At 65.2% G+C, this 5,793-nt stretch carries 6 protein-coding genes; 5 read left to right on the top strand and 1 reads right to left on the bottom strand.

Going from position 1 to position 5,793, the window contains the following annotated elements; genetic code table 11:
• The 4 genes from F0Q45_RS23765 to F0Q45_RS23750 all read left to right on the top strand — a co-directional run.
• A partial coding sequence (locus tag F0Q45_RS23765; protein ID WP_188113127.1) for a cob(I)yrinic acid a,c-diamide adenosyltransferase occupies positions 1–102 on the top strand: 102 nt, incomplete at its 5' end.
• A gap of 4 nt (positions 103–106) precedes the next feature.
• Positions 107–1,483, top strand: a complete 1,377-nt coding sequence (locus F0Q45_RS23760; protein ID WP_262491144.1) for a cobyrinate a,c-diamide synthase — start codon at positions 107–109, stop codon at positions 1,481–1,483.
• 93 nt (positions 1,484–1,576) lie between these two features.
• On the top strand, positions 1,577–2,803 hold the full coding sequence (gene cobA, locus F0Q45_RS23755; protein WP_149656236.1) for a uroporphyrinogen-III C-methyltransferase: 1,227 nt from the start codon (positions 1,577–1,579) through the stop codon (positions 2,801–2,803).
• A 22-nt stretch (positions 2,804–2,825) separates the two neighbouring features.
• The gene (locus F0Q45_RS23750; protein ID WP_149656235.1) at positions 2,826–4,418 is read left to right on the top strand and encodes an MFS transporter; all 1,593 of its coding nucleotides are present in this window, start codon (positions 2,826–2,828) and stop codon (positions 4,416–4,418) included.
• Positions 4,419–4,423: 5 nt separating this feature from the next.
• On the opposite strand, the gene F0Q45_RS30545 is transcribed toward F0Q45_RS23750, so the two are convergent.
• Positions 4,424–5,077 carry a hypothetical protein gene (locus F0Q45_RS30545; protein ID WP_223163944.1) on the bottom strand — a complete coding sequence of 218 codons (654 nt, stop codon included), beginning with the start codon at positions 5,075–5,077 and terminating at the stop codon, positions 4,424–4,426.
• Between the two features lie 338 nt (positions 5,078–5,415).
• Between F0Q45_RS30545 and F0Q45_RS23740 the strand changes: the two genes are divergently transcribed.
• Positions 5,416–5,793, top strand: a 378-nt coding sequence (locus F0Q45_RS23740; protein WP_149656234.1) for a PE family protein, incomplete at its 3' end; no start/stop codon positions are given.

The following is a 5,793-nucleotide window of genomic DNA, read 5'->3' as shown; positions in this document are numbered from 1 at the left end:
CCGCCGCGGCTGATCGAGGCGGCCGATCTGGTCACCGAGATGGTCAAGGTCAAGCACCCGATGGATGCTGGGCGCAAGGGGCAGAAGGGCATCGAGTGGTGAAACCGTGACCTCAGTTCCCGCGGTGGTTATCGCCGCCCCCGCGTCGGGCAGCGGAAAGACCACGGTTGCAACGGGTTTGATCGGTGCGCTGCGTCAAGCAGGTCATCAGGTTGCGCCGTTCAAGGTCGGCCCCGACTTCATCGACCCCGGTTACCACGCCATAGCCGCAGGAAGGCCCGGCCGCAACCTCGACCCGGTACTGGTCGGGGAGCGGCTCATCGGCCCGCTCTATGCGCACGGCACCCTCGGCACCAACATTGCGGTGGTCGAAGGGGTCATGGGCCTGTTCGATGGGCGCATCGGCGAAACCGTGATGAACCCCGCAACAGGGTCCACCGCACACGTCTCCGGTCTGTTGGGAGCTCCTGTGATCCTGGTGGTTGACGCGTGCGGCCAGAGCCACAGCCTTGCTGCCCTGTTGCACGGCTTCTCCACATTTGACTCCGCAACCTGTATCGCCGGTGTCATCCTCAACCGGGTTGGCACCCCCAGACATGAGCACGTGCTACGGCAAGCCTGCGAGCAGGCCGGTGTCCCGGTGCTGGGCGCCATCCCTCGCAACGTCGAATTAGAGCTTCCGACAAGGTATTTAGGTCTGGTCACCGCCGTCGAATACGGTCGTCGGGCCCGGCTTGCGGTCGCGGCGATGACGGCGCTGGTGGCTCGGCACGTTGATCTGGGCGCAGTGCTCGCTGCCGCCGGGAGCCGCGTTGGCGATCCGCCGTGGGATCCGGTGGCAGCTGTCAGGGGGCCTCGAGCAAGGCATCCCACGGTCGCGATGGCGGCGGGCAGGGCGTTCAGCTTCGCCTACCCCGAACACGCCGAGCTGTTGCGGGCCGCCGGCGCGACCGTCGCCGAGTTCGACCCGCTCAGCGAAGCACTGCCTGAAGAAACGAAGGGCGTGCTGTTGCCGGGCGGTTTCCCCGAGCAATTCGCCGCAGAGTTATCCGCCAACGACGTGGTCCGCGGCCAGATTAAACAACTGGCAGCCGCCGGAGCGCCGTTGCATGCCGAATGCGCCGGGCTGATCTACCTGATCTCCGAACTCGACGGGCACCCGATGTGCGATGTGCTGGCCGGCTCGGCGCGGTTCACCCCGCGTCTCACCCTGGGATACCGCAACGCCGTCGCGATTGCTGACTCACCGCTGTTTTCGGTTGGCCAGCGGGTGGTCGGACACGAATTCCACCGCACCACAGTCACATTCGCTGATAGCTACCAGCCGGCGTGGGTGTATCGTGGCCCGCGCCTCAACGCCGGCGCGCTACGCGACGGCGTGATCTACCGGGGTGTGCACGCGTCGTATCTGCATACCCATGCGGCCGCGATGCCCGACGCGGTGGCACGCTTCGTCGCCCACGCCGCCGCCTGGCCGTCGTAGCCCGCGAGCGTAACGCCACGTCGAAAAATCAGGCCCGGATTCGCGGTGGCGTCACATTCGCAGGCACAGCGCAGCCGCCACTAAGCTTGGCGGGTGACCGAGAGCCCCTACCTCGTCGGATTGCGCTTAATAGGCAAGAAAGTCGTGGTGGTCGGCGGTGGCAGCGTCGCGCAGCGCCGGCTACCGCTGCTGATCTCCAGCGGCGCCGACGTGCATGTCATCACCCGTAGCGCCACCCGCGCCGTCGAGGCGATGGAAGGGATTACGTTGGCGTTGCGGGACTACCGTGACGGCGACCTCGACGGGGTTTGGTATGCGATAGCGGCCACTGACGACCCAGCGGTCAACGCGGCCGTGGTCGCCGAGGCGGATCGCCGCCAAATCTTCTGTGTCCGTGCCGACATCGCTGTCGCGGGGACAGCGGTCACCCCGGCAACATTCAGCTACGCGGGGCTTTCGGTCGGTGTGCTGGCCGGCGGCGACCACCGCCGTTCGGCGGCTATCCGCTCGGCCATCCGGGAGGCTCTGCAGACGGGGGGCATCACCTTAGAAAACTCTGAGAACTCCGATGTCGTCCGCGGTGGCGTCGCGTTGGTCGGCGGCGGTCCCGGCGATCCGGAACTGATCACCGTGCGGGGCCGGCGTCTACTCGCGCAGGCCGATGTTGTGATCGCCGACCGTTTGGCACCGCCTGAGTTGCTCGCCGAGCTGCCCCCGCACGTGGAAGTCATCGATGCCGCCAAGATCCCCTACGGCCGGGCAATGGCCCAGGACGCCATCCACGACGTCATGATCGAACGGGCCAAGTCCGGGAACTTCGTCGTGCGCCTCAAAGGCGGTGACCCCTTCGTGTTCGCCCGGGGCTACGAGGAGGTGCTGGCATGCGCCGACGCCGGTATTCCGGTGACCGTGGTGCCAGGTGTGACCAGTGCCATAGGAGTTCCTGCATCAGCGGGCGTTCCGGTCACTCACCGGGCCACGAATCACGAGTTTGTGGTGGTCAGCGGCCATCTCCCGCCCGGCCATCCCGAATCGTTAGTGAATTGGAATGCTTTAGCAGCGCTGTCCGGCACCATTGTTTTGCTGATGGCGGTCGAACGGATCGAACTTTTCGTCGATGCCTTATTACAAGGCGGCCGACCTGCGGATACGCCGGTGCTGGTGGTTCAGCACGGGACGACGGCCGCTCAGCACACGTTGCGGGCCACTCTCGCCGACACGCCGGAGAAGGTCCGCGCTGAGGGGATTCGACCTCCCGCGATCGTGGTTATCGGGGCTGTGGCAGGCCTGCGCGGCGTTCAGGGTTTAAACAATTCTTAAGATTACTGTAAGGTAACCCGCTATGACGGCTCTCAACGACACAGAGCGGGCAGTCCACAACTGGACGGCTGGGCGGCAAGAGCGTCCGGCGTCGGCCCGCTCGCCGCGCTCGGCGGAGACCGCCTCACCGCGCATCAGCAAGTACTACCCGACTTGGCTGCCTTCGCGTCGCTTTATTGCCGCAGTCGTCGCCATCGGCGGAATGCAGCTGCTGGCGACTATGGACAGCACGGTCGCCATCGTCGCGCTTCCCAAGATTCAGAACGAGCTCAGCCTGTCAGACGCTGGCCGTAGCTGGGTGATCACCGCCTACGTGCTGACCTTCGGCGGTTTAATGCTGCTCGGTGGCCGGCTTGGCGACACCATCGGGCGTAAGCGGACTTTCATCGTCGGTGTGGCGCTGTTCACCATCTCCTCGGTATTGTGCGCGGTCGCCTGGGACGAGGCGACATTGGTCATTGCGCGGCTGTCGCAGGGTGTGGGGTCGGCCATCGCATCGCCGACCGGCCTGGCGTTGGTGGCTACGACGTTCCCTAAGGGGCCGGCCCGCAACGCCGCCACGGCAGTATTTGCCGCGATGACCGCGATTGGCTCGGTGATGGGCCTGGTGGTCGGCGGAGCGCTCACCGAGGTTTCGTGGCGGCTGGCGTTCCTGGTGAACGTGCCGATCGGCCTGGTGATGATCTACCTGGCTCGTACCGCGCTGCGGGAAACCAACCGCGAGCGGATGAAGCTCGACGCTGCTGGGGCCATGCTTGCCACGCTGGCGTGCACCGCTGCTGTCTTCGCCTTCTCGATGGGACCGGAAAGAGGCTGGATCTCGGTCACCACCATCGGTTCAGGGGCGGTGGCCATGGCGGCTGGCCTGGCGTTCATCGTGGTGGAGCGCACCGCCGAAAACCCGGTTGTGCCGTTCCACTTGTTCCGCGACCGCAACCGGTTGGTCACCTTCATTGCGATCTTCCTGGCCGGCGGCGTCATGTTCACCCTGACGGTGTGTATCGGCCTGTATGTGCAGGACATCTTGGGTTATAGCGCGCTGCGCGCGGGCGTCGGTTTCATTCCGTTCGTCATCGCGATGGGTATCGGGCTGGGCGTCTCTTCGCAGCTGGTGTCGCGGTTTTCGCCGCGGGTGCTGACGATCGCCGGGGGATACTTGCTCGTTCTGGCCATGCTGTACGGCTGGTTGTTTATGCATCGTGGCCAGGCTTACTTCCCCAACCTGGTAGTGCCCATCGTGGTGGGTGGGATCGGCATCGGCATGGCAGTCGTCCCGCTGACCCTGTCAGCGATCGCCGGCGTGGGTTTCGACCAGATCGGCCCGGTATCGGCGATGACACTGATGCTGCAGAGCCTGGGCGGCCCGCTGGTGTTGGCTGTCATCCAGGCGGTGATTACCTCACGCACGCTGTACCTGGGCGGCACCACCGGCCCGGTGAAGTTCATGAACGACGCGCAGTTGGCCGCGCTCGACCATGGCTACACCTACGGCCTGCTGTGGGTGGCTGGAGCGGCCGTGATCGTTGGCGGCGCGGCGGTGTTCATCGGTTACACCCCGGCGCAGGTGGCTCACGCGCAGGAGGTCAAGGAAGCCATCGACGCCGGAGAGCTCTAGAGCTTCTAGACGACTACGCGGCGCGTAGCGGCCAGCGGAGCTGGCGCACATAGCCCTCGGGTTGGCCGTCGTCGACGCCGTACTCGGCGGGCCATCGGCTTGCGGGCAGGTACAGGGTGCCGAACAGCGCATCGACGATCGGAAACTCCGCGGCGTAGTTGGAGTTGTATGCCTGGGGCTGGCGCGCGTGATGCCAGTGGTGAAACTGCGGGGTGGCGATCAGCCAACGCAGCGGTCCGCACGGATGAAGATGTCCGCACGGTCAACAGGATGACGATCGCGCCCAGGCTTACCCGGCCGAAGCCCAGCGCATACAGCGGCACCACCGCAGTCACTGCTGGCACTCCCAAGGTCGGTCGTATCGTGGCGACCGCTATCGCCGTCATCAGCATCGCTGACTGAAGTGCCAGGCCGCTCACCTTCAGCACCCGCGCGCCGTGCAGCAGATATGCGGCGTGCCAGCTGAGAGGGCTCCAGCCGCGACAAACAACATCGCCGGCGCAATTGTTGCCGCGCTCAGGATGCGTACGCTCCGCATTGGCGATAAAGGCTGCGGCGCCGAGCACCCCGACCAGTTCGATCGAATACAAAACGGTCAGAGCCGCCACCACGGGGTGGTCCCTCTGCCCGGAGTCGGCACTGGTCAATGCCGCTGGCATGCGCGCCAAGGTAGCTCGTCCAGCTGAAAAACACCTGAATTTCAAGCGGCTGGAAGCACGACCAGCCGGGCAGCGGTCTAGCCGTTGGACGGTAGGTCATTCTGCGGCATCCGCGCTGCCCAGGTCTGTGCCGATCCGGTGGCCGCCTTCGGCAAGGGCCGGGGTTGCCGGCCGATGCCGGATGGGCGTCTGTGGCCGGAACGGTCGCAGCAGATGGAAAGAAGATTGAATGGAAACTCTCGTAATGTGATCTAGCTCTCATTACACTGGTTTTCTTCGATTGCCTGCGTTACTTGCGCTTTTGGGCCGGATTGCCGTGATGTGGAGGTAGGTCCGTGATGTCGTTTCTGAGTGCGGCGCCAGAGGTGTTGGCGGCGGCAGCAGCGGATTTGTCGGGTATTGGTGAGGTGATCGGGGCGGCTAATGTGGCGGCGGCGGGTCAGACCGTGGCGGTGTTGGCCGCAGGTGCTGATGAGGTGTCGGCTGCGGTGGCGGCGCTGTTTGGGGTGCATGCGCAGCAATATCAGGCGCTGAGCGCGCAGGCCGCTGGTTTTCATGCGCAGTTTGTGCAGGCGTTAAGTGGTGGTGCGGGCGCGTATGTGACCGCGGAGGCCGCGAGTGCTCAGCAGGTGTTGTTCAACGCGGTTAATGCGCCCACCCAGGCGGTGTTGGGTCGGCCGTTGATTGGTAACGGTGCTAACGGGGGGCCGGGGCAG

It is taken from the genome of Mycobacterium simiae (genome assembly GCF_008370645.1).
Classification (GTDB): Bacteria; Actinomycetota; Actinomycetes; order Mycobacteriales; family Mycobacteriaceae; genus Mycobacterium; species Mycobacterium simiae_A.
The sequence above is the reverse complement of the archived record's forward strand: the minus strand, read 5'-3'. Positions and strand labels throughout refer to the sequence as shown.

Excerpts from the sequence above, each read along its gene's own strand:
- F0Q45_RS23750 (WP_149656235.1), top strand. The coding sequence starts at position 2,826 with ATGACGGCTCTCAACGACACAGAGCGGGCAGTCCACAACTGGACGGCT.
- F0Q45_RS30545 (WP_223163944.1), bottom strand. The coding sequence starts at position 5,077 with ATGCCAGCGGCATTGACCAGTGCCGACTCCGGGCAGAGGGACCACCCC.